18 protein-coding genes and 1 tRNA gene are annotated in these 17,797 nt (G+C 59.5%); 10 read left to right on the plus strand and 9 right to left on the minus strand.

The genetic code is table 11. The features are described 5' to 3' along the window. Positions 1–210 precede the first annotated feature (210 nt). Both MAF45_RS07915 and MAF45_RS07920 read left to right on the plus strand, forming a co-directional pair. Positions 211–1,494 (plus strand): hypothetical protein, encoded by a 1,284-nt coding sequence (locus MAF45_RS07915; RefSeq protein ID WP_237979099.1) that lies wholly within the window; start codon positions 211–213, stop codon positions 1,492–1,494. 29 nt (positions 1,495–1,523) lie between these two features. Continuing rightward, the gene (locus tag MAF45_RS07920; RefSeq protein WP_237979100.1) at positions 1,524–2,210 is read left to right on the plus strand and encodes a 4'-phosphopantetheinyl transferase family protein; all 687 of its coding nucleotides are present in this window, start codon (positions 1,524–1,526) and stop codon (positions 2,208–2,210) included. Between the two features lie 10 nt (positions 2,211–2,220). On the opposite strand, the gene MAF45_RS07925 is transcribed toward MAF45_RS07920, so the two are convergent. Further along, the gene (locus tag MAF45_RS07925; protein WP_237979101.1) at positions 2,221–2,757 is read right to left on the minus strand and encodes a COG4648 family protein; all 537 of its coding nucleotides are present in this window, start codon (positions 2,755–2,757) and stop codon (positions 2,221–2,223) included. 16 nt (positions 2,758–2,773) lie between these two features. Between MAF45_RS07925 and MAF45_RS07930 the strand changes: the two genes are divergently transcribed. After that, positions 2,774–3,067, plus strand: coding sequence for a hypothetical protein (locus MAF45_RS07930; protein WP_237979102.1), 294 nt, complete (start codon positions 2,774–2,776; stop codon positions 3,065–3,067). A 105-nt stretch (positions 3,068–3,172) separates the two neighbouring features. After that, positions 3,173–4,786 carry a gamma-glutamyltransferase family protein gene (locus tag MAF45_RS07935; RefSeq protein ID WP_237979103.1) on the plus strand — a complete coding sequence of 538 codons (1,614 nt, stop codon included), beginning with the start codon at positions 3,173–3,175 and terminating at the stop codon, positions 4,784–4,786. 78 nt (positions 4,787–4,864) lie between these two features. Here the strand turns inward: MAF45_RS07935 and MAF45_RS07940 are convergent, their stop codons facing one another. The 3 genes from MAF45_RS07940 to MAF45_RS07950 form a co-directional block, all read right to left on the minus strand. After that, positions 4,865–5,329 carry a hypothetical protein gene (locus tag MAF45_RS07940; RefSeq protein ID WP_237979104.1) on the minus strand — a complete coding sequence of 155 codons (465 nt, stop codon included), beginning with the start codon at positions 5,327–5,329 and terminating at the stop codon, positions 4,865–4,867. 33 nt (positions 5,330–5,362) lie between these two features. Further along, positions 5,363–5,896 (minus strand): outer membrane lipoprotein, encoded by a 534-nt coding sequence (locus tag MAF45_RS07945; protein ID WP_237979105.1) that lies wholly within the window; start codon positions 5,894–5,896, stop codon positions 5,363–5,365. Positions 5,897–6,069: 173 nt separating this feature from the next. Next, the gene (locus MAF45_RS07950; RefSeq protein WP_237979106.1) at positions 6,070–6,459 is read right to left on the minus strand and encodes a thioredoxin family protein; all 390 of its coding nucleotides are present in this window, start codon (positions 6,457–6,459) and stop codon (positions 6,070–6,072) included. Between the two features lie 182 nt (positions 6,460–6,641). Between MAF45_RS07950 and MAF45_RS07955 the strand changes: the two genes are divergently transcribed. Then, a tRNA-Gly gene (locus MAF45_RS07955) sits at positions 6,642–6,717 on the plus strand. A gap of 51 nt (positions 6,718–6,768) precedes the next feature. On the opposite strand, the gene MAF45_RS07960 is transcribed toward MAF45_RS07955, so the two are convergent. Beyond that, positions 6,769–7,047, minus strand: coding sequence for a putative hemolysin (locus MAF45_RS07960; RefSeq protein WP_237979107.1), 279 nt, complete (start codon positions 7,045–7,047; stop codon positions 6,769–6,771). A gap of 168 nt (positions 7,048–7,215) precedes the next feature. Between MAF45_RS07960 and ppk1 the strand changes: the two genes are divergently transcribed. Genes ppk1 through mobA form a run of 3 tightly spaced genes read left to right on the plus strand, consistent with a single transcriptional unit; the run spans position 7,216 to position 11,670 of the window. Continuing rightward, positions 7,216–9,429: a polyphosphate kinase 1 gene (gene ppk1, locus MAF45_RS07965; protein WP_237979108.1), complete on the plus strand. Its 2,214-nt coding sequence runs from the start codon at positions 7,216–7,218 to the stop codon at positions 9,427–9,429. A gap of 10 nt (positions 9,430–9,439) precedes the next feature. Next, a complete protein-coding gene (locus MAF45_RS07970; protein ID WP_237979109.1) occupies positions 9,440–11,059 on the plus strand; it encodes a Ppx/GppA phosphatase family protein in 1,620 nt (539 codons plus the stop codon). A gap of 11 nt (positions 11,060–11,070) precedes the next feature. Further along, complete coding sequence (mobA, locus tag MAF45_RS07975) at positions 11,071–11,670, plus strand: molybdenum cofactor guanylyltransferase MobA (RefSeq protein ID WP_237979110.1); 600 nt, start codon at positions 11,071–11,073, stop codon at positions 11,668–11,670. Position 11,671: 1 nt separating this feature from the next. On the opposite strand, the gene galE is transcribed toward mobA, so the two are convergent. From galE to MAF45_RS07990, 3 genes are read right to left on the minus strand one after another with little or no spacing between them, the layout of a single operon-like run. Then, positions 11,672–12,673, minus strand: coding sequence for a UDP-glucose 4-epimerase GalE (gene galE, locus MAF45_RS07980; protein WP_237979111.1), 1,002 nt, complete (start codon positions 12,671–12,673; stop codon positions 11,672–11,674). A gap of 40 nt (positions 12,674–12,713) precedes the next feature. After that, positions 12,714–13,544 carry a UTP--glucose-1-phosphate uridylyltransferase GalU gene (galU, locus tag MAF45_RS07985; RefSeq protein WP_237979112.1) on the minus strand — a complete coding sequence of 277 codons (831 nt, stop codon included), beginning with the start codon at positions 13,542–13,544 and terminating at the stop codon, positions 12,714–12,716. Positions 13,545–13,585: 41 nt separating this feature from the next. After that, positions 13,586–14,566: a LysR family transcriptional regulator gene (locus MAF45_RS07990; RefSeq protein ID WP_237979113.1), complete on the minus strand. Its 981-nt coding sequence runs from the start codon at positions 14,564–14,566 to the stop codon at positions 13,586–13,588. Between the two features lie 182 nt (positions 14,567–14,748). On the opposite strand from MAF45_RS07990, the gene MAF45_RS07995 reads away from it, so the two are divergent. After that, positions 14,749–15,645 (plus strand): DMT family transporter, encoded by an 897-nt coding sequence (locus MAF45_RS07995; RefSeq protein ID WP_237979114.1) that lies wholly within the window; start codon positions 14,749–14,751, stop codon positions 15,643–15,645. A gap of 120 nt (positions 15,646–15,765) precedes the next feature. On the opposite strand, the gene MAF45_RS08000 is transcribed toward MAF45_RS07995, so the two are convergent. Next, positions 15,766–17,046, minus strand: coding sequence for an amidohydrolase (locus MAF45_RS08000; RefSeq protein ID WP_237979115.1), 1,281 nt, complete (start codon positions 17,044–17,046; stop codon positions 15,766–15,768). Between the two features lie 193 nt (positions 17,047–17,239). Between MAF45_RS08000 and MAF45_RS08005 the strand changes: the two genes are divergently transcribed. Then, positions 17,240–17,788, plus strand: a complete 549-nt coding sequence (locus tag MAF45_RS08005) for a flavin reductase family protein (RefSeq protein WP_237979116.1) — start codon at positions 17,240–17,242, stop codon at positions 17,786–17,788. Positions 17,789–17,797: the final 9 nt, after the last annotated feature.

A 17,797-nucleotide genomic window follows, 5' to 3' on the forward strand; every position in this document is an offset into this window, starting at 1 on the left:
AGGGTCGTTGCGGCCATCATAGTGCTTTATTTCATCTGGGACGTGATGAAAACCCAGGTTTTGTTCTTTCAGGAAGACGGGCCGGCTTTCGGAGTTCCGGCCGCAAGCTCTCCGTCTGCGTCCGATGCGGGTTCTCCGGCGCGGCGCTGATGGTCCGGCGGAGATGACCCGAAAGATTAATCGCAGACTGACGGCTTGAGGAGGTACGAAATGGCAGACCACGGGAAAAACACACTCAGAATGGCGCTGGCCGTATTCTCCGCAGCGGCGCTTTCTGCCTGCTCATCCGTCCCGATCTGGGAGCCCCCCGGAGACTCAGCGGCCGACTTGGGAGGCGGAGTTCCCATCATCGAGAAATCAACAGGCGCCTCGAGCCGGGCGGCTGCGCGGCCCAAGCCTTCCGTTCAAGAGCCTGAGGCTCAGTCCGTGCCGCTGGGGATCGAACAGCCTACCCGGGAGGAAGTTCCTGAAACTTCCGCTGACGAAACTTCCTTTGAGAAAGAACTGAAGGCCGTCCAGGGCCAGTCGCAGGCGATGCAGCCCGGTTTTGTCGTGACCGGCGTGCAGTGCGAAGGAGAGGACGGTGTTGAGATCACCCTGCAGGCTAGAAACCAGAACGAGAGCGCACTGACAAAAAAAATGGTGATCCGTGTGCCCGTCTCTCTGATGAGCCGCATCGGGATCGAAACACCGGACGGCGTGAGGTCTCTCACCCAGTGGTTTACCTCCGGCGCCAGGACTTCGCTTAAGGCTGGCGGGGATGCCTCAGAAGGTGCGGCGCTGCAGGTGAGGGCCAAGTCCATCACATTTGCGGACGGGGCGCCTGGATTTGCTGTTGATATCAGTAACACCAGAACCCCGGGGCGCAGGGACGTGATTTTTGCTCTCCGGGAGGCAGATGCCGGTTTCGTCCAAGTGGAAAGCGAGGACTCTGACTTTTCAAAGATGAGCCTTCGGGACTGGCTCACGCTGCGGGCGGACGCGCACTTCAAAACGCCTGCTTTGCCTCTGGCTCCGCTTTCTGACAGCGCCGTTGAAAGCTGGGCCGCGTTCACTTCCGTCAAAAACTTAAAGTCAGCGGGCGGCTTAAGTGATGCGGAAGCCAGGGATCTTCTGCCCAGGCTTCAGTTCAGTCTGGTTCCCGACGGGCTTGCTGGAGCCGGCGTTATAAAAATCGGATCGATCCGTGCCCGGGTGACGCGCTGCCGGACGGCTTCGTCAGGCGACTTGTCAAGCGAGCTTCCTGTTTGCTCCCGGGATACGTCTGCGTTGGAAAGGACCGCTCGTGTTTCCTCCGGCGACTCAGATCCCGAGTTCGCCGAGATTGCCCCGGCGAAGGGGCTTCCCGCCGGGATCGGGGGCATTCTTCTGAAAGCGGGCGACACGCTCCTCACTGCCGACCAGGGGCGGATTTTCTTTTGGAAGAAAGTCTCATCCGAGGCAAGGGATAACTCCCGGGTCTTTGAAACGGTCAGCATTGACACGACGCGCTGACCCTTTCAGTTCCGCGGGGGCGGCGCACTATGATTTTTACCAAAATTTCGGGCGGGAACGCGGCTCTGCTCCTGGTTTTTGAAGAGGCTTCCTGCCCGCCGCCGGAAAAACTTCTGTCTTTCCTGCAGCCTTCCCAGCTTGAAAGATCCCTTTGTTTTAAAAGGCCGCAGAGGCGCAGCCAGTACCTGTGGTCAAGGCTCATGCTTGCGGCCGCCGTCCGCGTGGCTGCGGATCAATACGGCTGTTCCCGGGCCGTGATTGTGGAAAAGCCTCCCCAGGCCCCTGTGCTTCGGCTGGGAAGCGGTGAGGTTTTTACTTCGGTATCACACAGCGGCGAGAGGGTCCATTGCCTGCTCTCGGCGCAGCCCTGCGCCGTGGATGTCGAGCGCTATGCGCCGGAGCGCCCGCTTGCGCGTTATGCAGAAGCGGCTTTTTCCGCAGAAACAGCCGCTGCCCTAAAAAAGGAAGCAGATCTGCCGCACGCTTTTTTCAAGGCGTGGGGCGCTTATGAATGCGCTGTCAAACTGGGCCGCCCCCGCGAGTTCAGCTGGGTCAGGCACGAGCCCGTTATTACGGGGTTCCGCATTGAATCAAAATTTGAAAACGGCTGGTCGATGGTAGCTGCACTTTCCCCCGAGGTATCCCAGGTGAGGGAAATTCGCCTCACCGCGGTCGCGCTTCAGGACTTTTACGCCCGGGGGACTCCCCTGTTTTAAGGGGCCGGTCTCAGCTGAGTTTTCTGCCGGCTTCGGCCTGCCGCCGTAAATCCTTCAGAATGAAGTTCCTTGCGAGTTTTTCCGTTACCCAGAAGATGAGGCCTAGAGCCCAGGACATCAGCCCGTTCCAGAAAACCCAGGATTTCATGTTTCCCCAGAAGCAGGTTAGTGCGCCAACCGCCCCGATCAAAGCGAAAAAGCACATCCAGACGATGGATAGGGCGCGGCTGTAAGCCCTTAGGGGATCATCCGGGGCCTTGCCTTTGGAGATGGCTTTGCAGACCATTCCGTCGTCATGTCCGAGGCCGATGAAGAGAGCGATAAAAACAAGGATATACACTCCGACAGGCCAGAATTTCAGGACCGTCACACTCTGTGTCACCGCAGCAGCGATTCCGATCAGAGCCGAATACATGGTGATGAAGGCGGTCAGAACGGAAGGCAGGTCGAGAATCCTCAGGAACGCAGCGATGATCAGGCCGACTGCGATCACTGCGATATCGCTGCGCGGGAGGCTGAAGTATGTCCAAATCGGGTAAGTAGCCATCAGGATCGTACCTGCGATGAAGCCGATCCTTTTTAAGAGGCCGGCAGGGGTATTGCCCGAAGAGGAATTGGCGGCAGAACTGGTCATGAAAGTGTTTCCGGACGCTGGCTCGGCAGCGATGATGCTTGAAGTTCTACAGGATTTTAATTCAAACAGGCCCCGGGCACAGCAGGCCGTGCTGGTACGCGGGGAGCCTGCCTGTTCGGGGCCGGAGCAGCGTGCAAAAGATCCTGCTCCATCCCTTTTTTTAGGGATGGAAATCGGCTGTTTCTGCGAAGACTCTGTCCTAAAACTGACAGAAAATGATTAGGCACCGGCTCCATGAGCCAGCGAAACTGCTCGTCCTGAACTTTTTTGCGATCGGGCATTCCTGCGCCAGGGGCAGGTTTCCCGGACACAACAGCGAGGTCTGCCTATGCTCGATTTTGATCCTCTTCATTATCCTTATGCCTCGACCCGCAGCCTGGTTTATTCGCGAAACGGCATGTGCTGCGCCGGCAATCCGACCGCCGCTTCCGCCGGACTTCAGACGCTTCTGAAGGGGGGAAACGCCGTCGATGCGGCAATCGCCATGGCGCTCACGCAGCCCCTGGCCGAGCCGACGGGCAACGGCCTGGGCAGCGACTGCTTTGCGATCGTCTGGTTCAAGGGCCGGATGTACGGCATCAACGGCTCTGGTCCCGCACCCCGCTCCATTTCCATTGACGCCCTGAAGGAGCGCGGTCTGAAAGAGGTTCCGAAGCGCGGCGTGGAGTCCATTGACGTGCCGGGCGCCGTGGCCGCCTGGTGCGCGCTCCACGAACGCTTCGGGAGCCTCGAGCTCGAGGAAGTCGCGGCTCCCGCCGTTGAGTATGCAGAACAGGGCTTCCCCGTTTCTCCAAACATCAGCAGGCTGTGGTCTGACAGCTACAGGCTGTTTGCTCCGCTTGCTTCTGCCAATCCGGCTTTTCAGGGCTGGATGGAGACTTTTGCGCCCGGCGGCAGAACTCCGAAGGCGGGCGAGATGTTTGCTAGCCCGAGGATGGCGGACACTCTGCGCTCCATAGCCCGGACAAACGGCCGCTCGTTCTATCAGGGACCTATCGCAGAGAAAATCGACGCCTATATGAAACGGACAGGCGGCTTTCTCTCGGGAGAAGACCTGGCCGCCTACAAGCCTGAATGGGTGGCCCCGATATCTCTCAATTACCGGGGCGTCGATGTCTGGGAACTTCCTCCGAATGGACACGGCATCACGGTACTCATGGCTCTGCAGATTCTCAAAGGCATGGAGCTTGGGGACCGCGAGGACCCGGAGACCGTTCATCGTCAGATCGATGCCCTGAAGCTCGCTTTTTCAGACACCATGGAATATGTGGCGGAGCCTGCCTGCATGAAAGTTTCGGCAGAAGAGCTCCTGTCGGAGAAATACGCAGCGCAAAGGCGCTCTCTTATCGGGGAGCGAGCCCTGGATCCGAAAGCGGGGGATCCGCGTTACGGTTCTACCGTGTATTTCTGCACGGCAGATCGTGACGGCAACATGGTTTCCATCATTCAGAGCAATTTCCATGGGTTCGGCTCCGGCATCGTGGAACCTCAAACCGGGGTTTCTTTTAACGACCGGGCTTTTAATTTCCGCTTTGATCCCTCGCATCCGAACGGCCTGAAGGGGGGTAAGCGCCCCTATCACACCATCATCCCGGGATTTCTGACTCAAAACGGCGAAGCCCTGGGGCCGTTCGGCATCATGGGCGGCTACATGCAGCCCCAGGCTCACGTCCAGTTTCTAATGAACCTCCTTGACTGGAAACTCAATCCCCAGCAGGCCCTAGACGCGCCCCGCTGGCAGTGGGTGGGAGGCCGCCGGGTCCTGGCAGAGCAGGATATGCCGAACGCCCTGATCCGGCAGCTCCAGAGGCGGGGGCACGAAATCACCGTTGTCGCCGACCGGGTTGCCATGGGCAGGGGCCAGGCGATTATTCGCGGCGAAAATGGCGTTTATGCCGGCGGGACGGAAAAGAGAACCGACGGACAGATCATGTGTTATTAAGGAGCTGGGCCGGCAAAAAAATGCCGCCCGTTTTTTCTGTCGGCGGGCGGTTTTGGAAACGTGGCCTGACGGCAGACGTCACTTGGGGACGTTCAGCCGTCCAGCCCGGATGCCTTCAAGCTCGGCCTTGACGTAATCATCCGCATGGCGCGAACGCGCCTGGTTGAGCTTTGACTGGAATTCGAGGCTGGAGTCGCGGCTCTCCTTTTCAAGGTCGGCTTTAGGGGTTCCGGCCGCGCTTCGCGCGGACTCGTCCTGCAGCTGCTGGCGCGCGGCTTTCCTTGCCGCGATATCCTGCTCGTTTCTTTTGAGAAGCTGCAGCTGCTCGTCAAGCGAGAGGTGGTCGGCTTTGGGCTTCAGGTCGTCTCTGACCGCTGAAGCGCCGGTCGCGTCGGCAGAAGCCGCCGGCTTGTAGTCCGGAGGTACGGAGGATGCCGAGGTGCTCTGTGAAGCGGCCGGCTCCTGATAGTCAGGTGGAACCGCTCCGGCAGCGAAAGCGCAGGACGACAGTGCAGACAACGCGAGTGCAAAAACTCGTTTCATAATCATGTATTCCACAGGCGGCGAGAGACTTTTTTACTTGGTCTCGGTGCCGCAGCCGCCCGGATTGTTCGGCTGGATCCTGGATTCGTTAGCGCTCTGGCGCACCAGCGTCGCGGTTCCGAGCTTGTACTCGCAGGAGTTCCCAAGCTGCACTGAGGTGTACATCTGGTCGTTCATGCGGTAGGTGAGCTGAACCCCGTTCTGATAATCGGTCCCGCCGGCAGCGAGATTGGCCGCCCGGTTGCCGAGAACGCCGCCCGCGAGTCCGCCCACGATGCGGGAGTTCTGCCGGCTGTGCCGGCCGTGTCCGAACTGGTTTCCGATGACGGCTCCGGCCACGGCTCCGGCCACCGTGCCGGCAAGCTGGGCTGTAGAGTTTTTAGTTTCGTTCGGCAGGGCGACCTTGGCCGGCTGGATGGACAGAATTTCAACCGTGCTGACCTGCTGGACCTGATTGAGCGAGCCCGGGCCGTAGACATCGGCGCGGTATCTCTGGTTATCGTTGGCGCAGCCGGCCAGAGCCAGAGTGGCGCAGAGGGCTGCAGCGGCAGCGAGTTTCGTGTTCATTGTCTTTTACCTTTAAAATCTGCTGAAGGAACGCCGAAAGATCCGGGCGCTACCATCCGAAATTATTGTAAGTTCCCATTTACAAACCGAATGCAAACATTTTCAGCAATGCATTACGGTTTGTTACCGGGAAAGCAGCTCTGCGGCAGGGGCCCGTCTTTGGGGTCGGCAGATCAGTAGTTTTTCAGGACATGGTCAAAAGTCGCCCTCAGGTCCTCTTCGGAGATGAAGCCCGAATGCGCGTCAAGAAGCTTGCATTTCCTGTCAAAGAGAATCTGGGTGGGCACGGCGCTGATGCCCAGCGCGCGGGCGATGTCGGGGTGTTCGTCGATGTCGATGTGGACAAAGGAAATCTTCCCTTTGTAGTCTTTTTCGACTTTTTTCCAGGCCGGCTTCATCATTTTGCAGGGGGTGCACCAGCTCGCCTCGAAATCAACGATTGAAATCCGCCCCTGCATCGGGCAAAAGGCCGTCGAGGAAGCTTTTGCAGAGGCCTGAGCGGAGCCAGAGAGCGCCAGGGCGCAGGAACAGAGGATCGCGGTGGCTGCTAATTTTCGAAACATCTTGGTGCACCTGTAGAAAGACGCGTGACGAAATGCCCTATTGTAAGGTTTCCCCTGAATGAAAATGAGACCGTCTGCTTTTTTTCGGGTGAGCCTCCGTCCCCCGCATCCCGTGATTAGGTGGTGGGCCCCAAAAAAAATTTGCGTTTCAGGAAAGCTCGTGTAGAATACGCTCCCGTGTTGCGGGAGTAGCTCAGTTGGTAGAGCGCAACCTTGCCAAGGTTGAGGTCGCGAGTTCGAGACTCGTCTCCCGCTCCAAAGATTTTTGGAAGGCTGTTTTCTTTTAAAAGGAAACAGCCTTTTTGCTATTTATTTGTTCTTTCCGTGGTCGCGCCGGTAGAGCTCCCATTCCTCCACGGTAGAGCCGTCGGGCAGATGGCAGACGCCGTATTCTCCCCCTGAGGCGTCTTTCCTGATTTCAAGCTTTCCGCCTCGTTTTTCAACGCACCAGACCGATGCCGGGTTGGCCATTCCGATAGGGGCGGGCCCGGCGGAATTGTCGCGGTGCAGGGGCGCGCAGCCGGCGGCGCAGACGCCGGCTGCAAAGGCGACGGATCCAACCGCAATCAATTTGTTAATCTTATTCAAAGAGTTGTTGTTTCTAATCCCCGTCCCCATATTCTTTTCTCTCCGCTAGAATAAATGTTCACCGTTTGGTCATGAACGGGTGCTATGGTAATTGCGTCAAGGTTCGTGCGTCCTGAAAGACTCAATTCAGGCGTTTCCTCTTTTTGGTTAGGATCAAAGAAAGATTTTATGGAAAACAAGAGCTCATCGCGTGTCGCGGCCGATAAAAATGCATCTGCTTCCCCGAAAACAGCACCCCGCAGGGCAAAGCGCACAGTCCGGGCTTCTGGAAAGGCGGCCGGCGCTAAAAAGGATCTGCCGCTGACGTCTCCGAGTCTGTATACCAACAGGGAGCTGTCCTGGCTCTCGTTTAACCGCAGAGTGCTTGAAACGGCGCTCGAAGAGGACAGGCCTCTTTTGGACCAGGTGAAGTTCCTGAGCATTTTCTACACGAACCTTGATGAATTCTTCATGGTGCGTGTTTCCAACATCTTCAAGCAGTACCAGACCGGGGCTTCCACGCTGGGGCCGGACAAGATGTCGCCGGCCAAGCAGCTGGCCGAAATTCGCAAGCTCACGATGGAGCAGGTGGAGGCCGCCGCGAGCCACTGGATCAACAAGCTTCAGCCCGCCCTGGCGGAAGCGGGCGTTCGCGTGGTCGAGTATTCGGATCTTGACCCCGAGCAGCAGAAGTATCTGCTCAACCGCTTCAAGAACGACATCTACCCGATCCTGACCCCCCAGGCTATCGACCCCGGGCATCCGTTCCCGAAAATTTCCAACCTCTCCATCAATTTCCTCATCGAGGTGGCCGACTCCAACGATGTCAGGCACTATGCGAGGCTGCGGGTTCCGCACAACATCCCAAGGTTTTATTTTGTACCCCGCAATCCCTCGCTGGACGAACCGCAGATGTCCGGCTCCTTCGACAAAAGCGTCGATATCGTGCAGACCGAGAAGATCATCGGCGAGTTCCTGCCGCTGCTTTTCCCGGGCTACAAGGTGACGGCCAAGGGGATGTTCCGCATCACGCGCAACACTGATGTGGAAATTGAGGAGGACGAGGCCGATGACCTTCTCGAGGCCGTCCGCGATTCCGTTCTTCGCCGCCGGTTCGGGGGAGTCGTTCGCCTTGAAACCGAGTACAGAATTCCCGCGAAGCTCACGTCGTTCCTTGTGAGCAAGCTGCACCTTCTGCCTTCCCAGATTTACACCGTGAAGGGCCCGATGGCTTTTTCCGGGTTCATGCAGCTCAACGACCTCAACATTCCCGCGCTGAAGGACACGCCGTATTACGCGAGCTACAACCCTGCGACCCAGCCGGTTGAAGAGCTTTTCGAGAACATTGCCCGCGAGGATATCCTGCTCTATCACCCGTACCAGACGTTCACTTCGGTAGTGGATTTCGTGCAGCAGGCGGCTCGAGACCCCAAGGTGCTTGGCATCAAAATGACGCTCTACCGCGTGGGCAACAACTCTCCGATCGTGAAGGCCCTGATGGACGCCCGCATGGCAGGCAAGCAGGTGACCGCCGTGGTCGAGCTGAAGGCGAGGTTTGACGAGGAGCGCAACATCAACTGGGCTGAGGAGATGGAGCACCAGAACGTCAACGTCGTCTATGGGTTCGTGGGCCTGAAGGTGCATGCGAAGCTCTGTCTCGTCATCCGCAGGGAGGACAGCGGCATACGCACCTATGTTCATATCGGCACCGGCAACTACAACCCGGGTTCGGCGAAAAACTATACGGATCTGGGCCTGCTCACCGCAGATCCGGCGATCTGCTCGGACGTGACCGACCTCTTCAACGTGATGACGGGATACGCGAAGCGCACGAGCTATAACCGGCTGCTTGTCTCGCCCACGAGCATGCGCTCGGGGCTGGAGCGCAGCATCCGCGCTGAAATCGAGCGCCACAGGCGCGAAGGCAACGGACGGATTGTGATCAAGTGCAACCAGTTGGTTGATGCGGATATGATCAAGCTTCTGTACGAAGCCTCGATCGCCGGAGTCAAGGTCGACTGCCTGGTGCGCGGCATCTGCTGCCTGAAGCCCGGCATTCCCGGTGTCTCTGAAAATATCACAGTCCGCGCCATTTTGGGCAAGTTCCTCGAGCATGCCCGCGTCTACTGGTTCGGGCCTCTCGAGGATACGGAAAAGAGTTTCTGCTACATTGGCTCGGCCGACATGATGGGACGCAACCTCGACCGCCGCATAGAGGTGGTGACGCCTATTCTCGACGGCAGGCTGAAGAAGCGCCTGGCCGAGGAAGTTCTGCAGCTGCAGCTGGCGGACAATCAGCGCACCTGGCTGCTGGAGAAGGACACCTACACCCGCATTGTGAAAAAGCCCCCGGAAAAGAGCGTCAATGCGCAGGAAGAAATGATCCGCCGCTACGGCGAGTAAAGGACGGCTTATGGAAACAGCGCAGTACGGACCCCTTCCTGCTGAAACGGAAACTTTCCCGGACAACCCGAGTCCGCTCCCTCCGGGGGCTCACCGCGTGGCCGTTGTTGACCTCGGAAGCAACTCGATCCGGCTGCTTCTCGCGCAGGTCGACGCCCAGGGGCGGGTTCAGGTTCTCAACTGCGTGAAATCCATGGTGAAGCTGGGCGAGGGGGCTTTCGAGAATGACGCGCTCCAGCCCGCCGCCATGGACCGCACCATTGCGGTTTTGAAGACATTCGCGCGGACCTGCCGCATGTACGGCGTCGAGCAGATCGCTGCAGTGGCCACGGCCTCCGTACGCGAGGCTCCCAACGGTCGTGCGTTTGTGGAACGGGCGAAGCTCGAGACCGGCGTGCGCTTCAATGTCATTTCAGGGCCTGAGGAGGCTCGCCTGGTCAGCATCGGGGTGGAGGCGGGGCTTCCCCTGTCGGACCATCCCCGGGTCTTTATGGATATCGGCGGCGGCAGCACCGAATTTGCCGTGTCCCGCAACGGTGAGATTCTCGCCGCGGAGTCGCTGCATGTCGGCTGCGTGAGGCTTGCGGACCGCTTCTTTCGAAAGGAAAACGGGAAGGTCCCGCGGTCCCTCTTCGAGGAGGTGCAGAACTACGTCCGTGAAAAATCCTTCCTTCCCTTCGAGCGCGTCAGGGCCAGCCGGCCTGCGGAGATGATCGCGAGCTCAGGCACGGCCGGAGCCCTTGGAGCAATGGCCGAGGCAATGAGGCATGGCAGCTCCGATGATCAGGGCGGGCGCTATGTGCTTCTTGACGAAGTCCGCGCTATTTCCGAAAGGCTCTGCGGTACCACTCCCGCCGAGCGGCTTCGCCTTCCCGGCATGTCCGCAAGGCGCGTTGACGTGATCATCCCGGGCGCGGCGATTTTCCTGACGGCGATGGAGGAGCTGGGGTTTGACAGGGTGGAGATCACGGAGCGGGGCCTTCGCGACGGAGTGCTCCTCCAGCATCTGGAGAACTCCGGCCTTATCCCCGGCAAGGCCCGCGAGCGGGAGCAGAAGATCAATGCGGTCAAGGGATTCGCCAGGACCTTCAGCGCGGATCTGTTTCATGCGAAGAAAGTCTCCGGCTTTGTGCTGCAGCTTTTTGACCAGGCGCGGAGCGAAAGCCTCGTGGAACTCGATCCCGTCTGGCGCGATATCCTTTTTTACGCGGCCTGGCTCCAGGAAACGGGGATCGCCATTTCGTACCACAACCTCGCAGAGCACAGCGCTTACATTGTGGCGAATTCTGAGCTTCTGGGATTTACCGAATACGAGACCCAGCAGATTGCCGCAGTCATCTTCCGGAGCCGGTACCAGGGGCGGGAAGAACCCGGCTATATCGCCCTGTCATCCAATGACTGGAAGGAGGCGGCGCTGGCCGGGCTCCTTTTAAAGGTCGCCGAGGGGCTCGACAAGAGCCACCGCGGGGCCGTGACGGACTTTAATCTGGAAGCCCGCGGCAGGCAGGTGGTGATGGGAGTGAGGGCGGACTCAGAAAGTCCGATTGAGCGCGAAAATCTGACCAGAATCGCCAAAACCATGACAAGCCGGCTGGGAAGAACCTTTTCCGTGGTCTGGTCCGCTTCTTAAAGGGAAAAGCGATGAGGATCTACGGGCTCATCCTTGCCGGAGGCCGGGCGACCAGGATGGGAGGGGTCGACAAGGGGCTGCAGCTTTTCCGCGGCCGTCCCCTGGCGCTCAACGCCTTTGAAAGGCTGAAGTCTCAGACGGACGAAATCCTTCTGAGTGCGAACCGCTCGGAAGAGGTTTACAGGAGATTGTTTCCTGCCGGCACAAAAATACTGCCGGATCTCCGCCCGGGCTTTGCCGGGCCGCTGGCGGGACTCGAGGCGGCTATGGCGAGCATCCCCGAGGGGGAGCGTACTTGTGCGTGGATTGTGACAGTACCCTGCGATTGCCCATTTTTCCCAGAAGATCTGGTTGAACGACTGAAGGAGTTCAGGACTCCGGCTCTGGCCGTGGCGCAAGGTTGCCCGCAGCCGTCTTTTCTCTGGGTTCCGGCGTCTTTTCTGCCGCTGGTTTCAGCGTATCTGGATTCTGGGCAGCACAGGCTTGGGGCTTGGGCTCGTCAGGCCGGATGCCGCGAGGTTGATTTTCCCGATTTGTCTTCTTTCCAGAACTGCAATTCTTTTGAAGAGCTCTCACAGGCTGAGAGCAACATCTCTTTCCCTCGAGAATGACTCAGCCTCTATGTAATTCGTAGCGCCAGGCGTCTTCGCAGATCTCATCGAGGTTTTTTCGGGCCTTCCAATGCAGAATCTTTTCTGCCTTGCCGGGATCGGCGATGAATTCTGGGCGGTCCCCGGTCCTCCTGGAAACAATCTGGAAATTGATTTTCCTGCCGGCCGCGCGCTCACAAGAGCGCAGGACTGAAAGCACGCTCGCTCCGCGGCCGGATCCCAGATTAAAGGTCTCGGTTCCCTGATGGCGGAGGCTGTACTCTCCAGCTTTCACGCAACCCTCCGCCAGATCCATGATGTGCAGATAGTCGCGCACCGCGGTCCCGTCAGGAGTTGCGTAGTCCCCACCAAAGATCTCGAACCGGGGGATCTCCCCTCTGGCGGCCTGCCAGATGCGGGGAAAGAGGTTGCCCTGAGGCTGCCTGGTCTTTTCTCCCAGCAGGCCGCTCGGGTGCGCTCCTGCCGGATTGCAGAATCGTAGGATGACGCTGCTCAGATCCGGCTTAGACTCGCCCAGCCTTGTCAAAAGACGCTCAATGATGACTTTCGTTTCCCCGTAAGGGTGGGGGGCTCCAACGGAGGAGACGCTTTCCGAACAAGGCGAGGGTGAGTTTTCAGGATAGACCGCCACGCTGGAAGAGAAAACCAGGCGCTTCAGCCCGCAGGATTGCATGGCCTTGAGCAGGGTGACGGTTCCCGACACGTTTACATCGTAATAGTCCAGCGGCTTTTCAAAGGACTCGCTGATGCTTTTAAGCGCCGCGAAATGGAAAACAACGTCTGGCCCTGAGGTCTTGAGCGCCTGCAGAAGACGTTCGCCGTCACGAATGTCTCCATGCACAAATGGGAGCCTTATCCCCGAAATGTCTTGAAGTGCTTCCAAGGCGTCCTGATAGCTGTTGGACAGGTTGTCGTAGATAAAAACCTGGTGTCCCGCCTCGAGCAGAGCTGCCGCTGTGTGCGCTCCCACAAAGCCGCAGCCGCCGGTGATGAATGCCTTCATATAAAGAGCCGTATCCTTTGGCCTGGGCGAGGCCTGATCCTCAGATCGTGAACCCCGCTTTTCTTGCGAAATGCACGGTTGCCGCAATAAAGCCCTGTTTGGAGCCGCAGTCGAATCTTCGGCCTTTGAATCGGCAGACGCGCATGGGAGTGCTGCTCAGGGACGAAGCCATGGCATCAGTGAGCTGGATTTCTCCCCCGACGCCGGGCTTAACTTTTTTAAGTTCCTCGAAGATGTCCGGCTCAAACACATAGCGGCCGATCACGGCAAGCGTGGACGGAGCGTTCTCGGGTTTGGGTTTTTCAACAAGTCCGACCACTAATTCGGGTTCATTTTTGTCCAGGCTTGCAATTCCGTACTTGCTGGTTTCTTCCTTCGGGACATCCTCAACTGCGATAACGTTGCCGCCGCTGCAGCGAGAGCGCGCCTCGCAGAGCTCTCCGATACAGGATTGCGGTGCATCGACCAGGTCATCCGGGAGAATCACGGCGAAAGGGTTGTTTCCAATCGCCTTTTGCGCACAGAGCACGGCATGGCCCAGTCCCAGTGGAGCGTCCTGTTCAATGAAAGTGAATGATGCACCTTTCGGGCAAATTCCGCGGACGAGCTTCAGGAGGTCTTTTTTCCCCTTTTTCTCCAGCTCGGCCTCAAGCTTGGGGCAGGGCCTGAAATGATCCTCTATCGCTTTTTTCGACGGACTAGTCACAAAGACCATATCGGTAATGCCCGCCCTGGACGCTTCTTCCACCGCATACTGAATAAGCGGCTTGTCAACGATCGGGAGCATTTCCTTGGGAATAGCCTTGGTGGCCGGCAGAAACCGGGTGCCGAGTCCTGCGACAGGGAAAACGGCTTTTCGAACTGGTTGCATGAGCGTTGGTAACTTCAATGGAAATAAGAAAAATTGGGAAATTACAGGGATGGTTTTTCAGAGTAAAACCCGGCGTCTGGTTCGAGCGGCACAATGCCCGCGATTTCCCTTTCATACTGACGGAAAAGCCCCGTGAGCTTTTTCGCATACCACTCAGCGAACACCCGGCAGCGCCTGATGTGCCAGCTTGATTTCGAGAGCACCATGTAGCACTGTGCGGGGGGACGCTTCCAGCCCGGCAGCACAGGCACCATCCGGCCTTCCTTCAGGTCCTCCCAGCATTGCACGACGGGCATGTCGAGCGCCACGCCATACCCTTTGAGGACGCCTTCCCGGATCGACAGCATGTCGGTGCTCGCGATGGTGCGCCCGTACGGGATCACCTCGTTTTCATGCCCCTTCCAGAGCACGCGGGTGGTCGAGCGCATCGGGCCCGTGTACAGGAAGACGGTGTGATGCGAGAGGTCCTGGGGGTTGAGCGGCATGCCGTGCGCCTTGACGTATTCCGGGGAGGCGACCGGCAGGTACACGCAGCGCCCGCGCGGAATCTGTATGAGCGAAGAATCTGGGATCTTCCCGGTGAGCGCCGCCATGTCGCACTTCTGGCTTTTGACGTCCGAGGCCTGCATGCCGACCAGGATGTCGAAGCTGATGCGGGGATAGAGCTTGTAAAACTCTTCAAGGATCGGCATCAGGTTGCGGGTGGCGAAGCTGGGCGGCACGGACAGCCGGATCTGGCCCTCGAGCGTCGCTGTGTCGTGGGTGAAGCTCTCGATGAATTTCCGGTGGGCGGCGAGGATCGGCTCGATTTTCCGGGCGGCCCATTCGCCTTTGCTGGTGAAGGTGAGGGGGCGCGCGCTGCGGTTCACGAGCTTCTGCCCGATCGAGTTTTCAAGGGCGGAAATCGCTCTGCTCACGGTCGAAGGCTCCACGCCGAAGGCCTGCGCCGTCACGGAAAAGCTTCGCGACTGCATGAGCGAGGCAAAGAGCTTCCAGGCGTAGAGATCATCAGATTTGGGCATTCACGCGAACCTTCCTGCTATCCATGGCTGATTTTGCGTGGACAGTATGGCATCTATTTGCGATAAACGCAAAAATAGGCGGCCTTTCCGGCAGGAGCCGGGCTTGGAGTGCCGCAAGCCGCCGGGCCGCCTGCCGGCGTATCATCAGCGGAATCTCCCTGAAGCGAATTCTTTCTTTTCCCATGTTCCGGCAGTCTCTCTGGTCCATCGCATCGGCCGCCTGCTTTTCCGTCATGGCGGCCTTCGTGAAACTCGTGTCCGATCAGTTCGGGCCGATCGAGCTTATTTTCTACCGGTCGCTCTTCGGAGTGCTTTTCATCGCCTCCATGGTCCGCGGCACCGGCGTGACGCTTAAGACCCGCCGCCTGATGGACCACTTGCTACGTTCCTCGCTTGGAATCCTTTCGATCGCGCTCTGGTTTTTCGCGCTGCCGCGCATGGACTTCGGCGCCTGCATGACGCTCACCTACACGACGCCGATTTTTCTAGCCGCCTGGTTCATCGGCCGGGCTCTGGTGCGCCATGAAAAGGCGCCGTGGAAAGTGACGGGCGCGATCCTCGCGGGCTTTGCCGGGATCGTGGCCGTGGTGCAGCCCTCTTTCGCGGCCGACGAGGCCGTCCCCGCGATGGCCTGCATCCTGCTCTCCCTCATCGATATGGCGGTGTACTGGCAGATGAAGAGGCTGGGCGACATGGGCGAGCCCTCCATGCGCATCGTCTTTTACTTCACGGTGTTCGGCACGATCTTCGGACTGCTGGGCACGTACCTGTTTGAGGGCGGCCTGCACATGCCCACGCCCGAAAACGCGCTGGGGCTCCTGGGCATCGGCCTGATGGCGACCCTGGGGCAGATCGCGGTCACCCGCGCCTACGCCCAGGGCAACATGCTCCTTTCCTCCTGCCTCGGGTTCCTGGCGATCCCGATCTCAGCGGTCATCGGCTTTATCTGCTTTGGCGACAGGTTTTCCGCCGCGGCGCTTCTTGGGATGCTCCTCATCACCGTTTCCGGCCTTTTCGCCACGGTTTTCACCAAGCGCGAGGAGGCGCAGGCCCGGAGCGAGGGGAAAGCCGCGGCTTAGCCGCCGGATTTCTGAAGACATGAAAAGCGGGGCGGCCCTTTCAACAGCAGCTGCCCCGCTTCTTTTCAAAGCGGCCTCTCAGGACGGCGCGCGGCCGCCCGAGAGGAGGCTTCCGCGGCCTTACTTCCTGCCGCAGATCTTCTTCACCATGCCCGTGAACATCCGGAAGCCGACGTCCAGCGCGGGCTCGTTCACGTCGAAGTTGAACTGGTGGTGGCCGGCCTTGCGGTCAGCTCCGGTCACGAAGAACGCGGCCTTGCCGCCGTGCTCGGTCACGCGCTTGGCCAGCAGCGAGGCGTCCTCGGAGCCTCCGAAGTTGGCTTCGCCCGTGATCTGCTTCACCTCCGGGATCGTGCCCGCCACTTCGCGCAGCATCTTCACCATCTCGGGGTCGTTCTTCATGTCGCAGGCCGCGCCCATCGTGCGGACGTCGTACTTCACGCCGTAGCTGATCGCGCAGCCTTTGATGATGTTCATTGCCTGCTCGCTCATGTAGTCATTGATGGCGGCGGTCTCGCCGCGCACTTCCATCACGAGCTTCGCGTGGGCGGGGATCACGTTGCGTCCGGTGCCGGCCTGCAGGATGCCCACGTTCACGCGGGTCATGCCGGAGCCGTGGCGCGGAATGCCGAGCAGCTGCATCGTGGCCGCGCAGGCCGCGGCCAGGGCGTTGCGGCCCGCATTGGGCTCGACGCCGGCGTGGGCGGGCTTGCCGTCGTAGGTGACGTCGTACTTCGTCGTGCACAGGAAGCCCCAGGGGTCGATCACCACTTCACCGTACTTCGCGACCATGCCGATGTGCGAGCCGAGGAAATAGTCGACGTCGTCGAGCACGCCCGAGGCGGCCACGGCGTTGGCTCCACGCACGCCTTCTTCGGCCGGCTGGAAGACGATCTTGATGCGGCCCGTGAGCGAGTCCTTGTTGTCCACGATCCACTTCGCGGTGGTGAGGCCGATCGACATGTGGCAGTCGTGCCCGCAGGCGTGCATGAAGCCGTTGTGCTTCGAGCGGAAGCCGTCCTTGTTCGGGATGTGGTTCGGATCATCGGTTTCCTGCACGGGGATGCAGTCGATGTCGAAGCGCATCGCCATCGTGGGGCCGGGACGGCCGGTGTCGAGAACGCCCACGCAGCCCGTGTAGCCCTCGGTCGCCTTCAGGAACTCCTCGGAGACACCGTGTTCGCGCGCGGCCTGCAATCCGGCCTGCACTTCCTTTTCATCGCGGCCGAGGCAGGCCTCGGGTTTCACGACCTTGGTGCCGAGGAGAACCTCGTAGCCCCAGGCCTTCAGCTTGCGGGCGAGGTAGTTCGTCGTTGTGAATTCCGTCCAGCCGGGCTCGGGCCACTGGTGAAGTTCGCGGCGCTGGTCGACCAGCTGCTTGTAATACGATGACAAGGCCATTTCCATGCTCCTTTTTTAACGTTCGGGCGCAACGCAATGGCCAGGCGCTTGGGATGGCGCCTGAGACATAGGGCTGCGGCCCCGTTGAAATGCCATCTGCATAACGATGAAATTATAATCTCTAGGGAATCGGGCGTACGCTTTTTACGTCGTCCGGGGAAGCCGCTGAAGGCTTGCTGATACAGGAGGGATGATGAAGAAAATTCAGGCGCAGCTCGCCCGGTCCATGGATTTCCTCGGGCAGTGCCCGCTCGTGGTCGTGACGGCGCGGCGCGGCGCGCTTAACTATGCGATGCCGGTTGCCTGGGTGATGGGCAGCGACTACGATCCGCCGAGGGTCGCCATGACGCTAGGAGCCTGGAATGCAACTTACCCCGTGCTCCTCGAGTCGAGCGAGTGCGTGCTCAACGTGGTGCCCCCGGAGTTTGCCCGCGAGGTGTTTGAGCTCGGGAGCACACACTGCGACGGAAAGGCCGACAAGCTCGCGCGCTTCGGCCTCGCGTGGCAGAACGCGGACAGCGTGAACGCCGCCGTGCTCGAGGGGGCCTTTGCGGCGCTTGAGTGCCGCGTGGTGAAAAAGGACGAATCCCTGGGACTTTTCATTCTGAAGGGACTGTGCTTCTGGCTCGCGGAGGACTGGAGCGCCGAGCGCTACCACGTGCTGCATTCGCTGGGCGACGTGCTTTACTCCGACGACGGGCGGCGCTTCGCCCGAGCGGATCTTCTGAGCGAAAAGGCCTGAGCTGCTGCT

Source organism: Mesosutterella porci (assembly GCF_022134585.1).
GTDB lineage: Bacteria > Pseudomonadota > Gammaproteobacteria > Burkholderiales > Burkholderiaceae_F > Mesosutterella > Mesosutterella porci.